The following is a 2,130-nucleotide window of genomic DNA, read 5'->3' as shown; positions in this document are numbered from 1 at the left end:
GGCAACACGCCCATGCGGCCAGTGCGGGGCCAGGTCACGTCCAAGTGGGCTTGTTTGCCGGTGCGGCACGGCCCGCCACGGGGTATGCCTTTCAGCGCATTCAGCGCTGGGCGGCGGCCTGTGCCCATGTCCTGGTGCAAGGCGGCGTGCCCATCGCGCACCCCCAAGAGCCAGCCTTGCGCGGCTGGATGGACCAGCTGTTTTTGAAGGTGCTGCGCCGCCAACCCGCCTTGGGACCCGAGCTGTTCATGGCGATGTTTGCCGGGGTTTCAACCCCACGCGTGATCCGATTCATGGGGGAAGGCGCTCGGCTTTCGGACTGTGCAGCCATCGCCTGCGCCTTGCCCCCCCGGCCGTTTTTGCGACAACTTTTCAGTGGGCCTCGGTGGTCATGACCGCCATGCGTTGGCAAGGTGGGGTGTTCAGCGTTCTGGCGCTGTTGACCAGCATCGCCTGTGTGGTGTTACCGCCGGCAGACCCGCAGTCGGTGTTGGTGTGGGTGGGCTTGTTGATTGTCTTACTGGGTGTGCCACATGGCGCGTTGGATCCGATTTATGCGCAAGCTTGGCCAGGCATACAAGGCCGCGCAGCTTGGGCCGTCTTCGTTTGGGCCTACCTGTTGCTGGCCGCCTGCGTGCTTGGGGTGTGGTGGTGGGCTCCAACGGTTTTCCTGTGGGGGTTTTTGGCCATTTCGGTGCTGCATTTTTCTGGCGATTTAGCAACTGGGACATCGGGTTGGACGCGGTTTTTTTATGGTGGTGCAGTGATTGTGTTGCCCGCGGCCTTACACGCGGACGAACTCACAAGGCTCTTCGCGCTCCTGACCAACCCAGAGAGCGCGGCTTGGGTGGTGCCCGCCTTGCAAGTCATGGTCTGGCCGTGGCTGGCGGCCTTGGTGGGAGCGGTGGTGCTGAGTGCGCGCCGCGATGCGAGCGTCGCGCTGGAAGTGTTGGCAGTCAGCGTGTTGGCTTTGGCTGCGCCGCCCTTGATCGGGTTCACCGTGTTCTTTTGCGCCATGCACAGCCCACGGCACATGCTGCGCACACAGGTGTTTGCGGGCATGGCGCTGCCAGCTTTGGCCGCCGTGGCAATATTGCCCATGCTGGGTGTTTTCTTGATGGCTGCAGGCGCTTGGTACGGCTTGCCAGATTCAAGCGTCGATGCGCGAATCGTTCAATTTATTTTTGTAGTCCTGGCAGCACTCACGGTGCCGCACATGCTCTTGGTCGAACGGGTGCGTTGGACGGGCTGGCCTTGATTGACCTGCACGCCAGGATGAAGACCGGGTCTTTGGCTCAGATGGCCACCCATTGCTGGATGTTTTTTTCTTTCATCTCGCTGCCAGGTCCGCTGGCCATCACCTCACCGCGCTCCATCACCAGATACCGATCGGCCAGGGCCTCGGCAAAATCGTAATACTGCTCGCACAGCAAAACCGCCATGCGTTGGCCTTGCAGGCCAACATCGGCCAGTTGCCGAATCACCCGGCCAATGTCCTTGATGATGCTGGGCTGGATGCCTTCTGTGGGCTCGTCCAGGATCAGCAAGCGCGGCTTGGCCGCCAAAGCCCGCGCGATGGCCAGTTGCTGTTGCTGCCCACCGGACAAGTCGCCACCCCGGCGATGCAGCATCTGCTGGAGCACTGGGAACAATTCGAACAACTCAGGCGGGATCGGCGTGCCATTGGGCTGTGTGGCCAAGCCCATGCGCAGGTTGTCTTGTACCGTGAGGCGGGCAAAAATTTCTCGGCCTTGGGGCACGTAACCGATCCCGGCTGCAGCACGTTCGTAGGGTTTGGCATTGGAGATGTCTTTGCCCTCCAAAACCACGTTACCACTTTTGATGGGCACCAGGCCCATCAAACTTTTGAGCAAGGTGGTCTTGCCCACGCCGTTGCGGCCCAAAAGCACAGTGACCTGACCTTGCTCGGCGCTCAAACTCACATCGCGCAAGATGTGGGAGCCGCCGTAATACTGGTGAATGTTTTGAACTGTCAGCATGTTTCAAATCTTTCCGTAGGTCGGACCTTCAGGTCCGACTCAGGGTCGTTGGAGGCACATGTCGGACCTGAAGGCTCGACCTGCAAAAATCGCGACTGATCAACGCCCCAAATAAACTTCAATCACACGC

Annotated in this window: 3 protein-coding genes; 2 read left to right on the top strand and 1 reads right to left on the bottom strand. The window is 60.4% G+C overall.

All coding sequences use genetic code 11. From position 1 onward, the window contains the following. The coding region (locus tag Q0341_RS13170; protein ID WP_299514137.1) for a lycopene cyclase family protein at window positions 1–395 on the top strand (395 nt) is incomplete at its 5' end. Then, on the top strand, window positions 392–1,258 hold the full coding sequence (locus Q0341_RS13165) for a Brp/Blh family beta-carotene 15,15'-dioxygenase (protein ID WP_299514135.1): 867 nt from the start codon (window positions 392–394) through the stop codon (window positions 1,256–1,258). The genes Q0341_RS13170 and Q0341_RS13165, both read left to right, overlap by 4 nt. Before the next feature lie 37 nt (window positions 1,259–1,295). Here Q0341_RS13165 and urtE read toward each other — a convergent pair whose 3' ends face one another. Beyond that, window positions 1,296–2,000 (bottom strand): urea ABC transporter ATP-binding subunit UrtE, encoded by a 705-nt coding sequence (urtE, locus tag Q0341_RS13160; protein ID WP_299514132.1) that lies wholly within the window; start codon window positions 1,998–2,000, stop codon window positions 1,296–1,298. Window positions 2,001–2,130 lie beyond the last annotated feature (130 nt).

Source organism: uncultured Limnohabitans sp. (genome assembly GCF_937889215.1).
In the GTDB taxonomy this organism is placed as follows: domain Bacteria; phylum Pseudomonadota; class Gammaproteobacteria; order Burkholderiales; family Burkholderiaceae_C; genus Limnohabitans_A.
The sequence above is the reverse complement of the archived record's forward strand: the minus strand, read 5'-3'. Positions and strand labels throughout refer to the sequence as shown.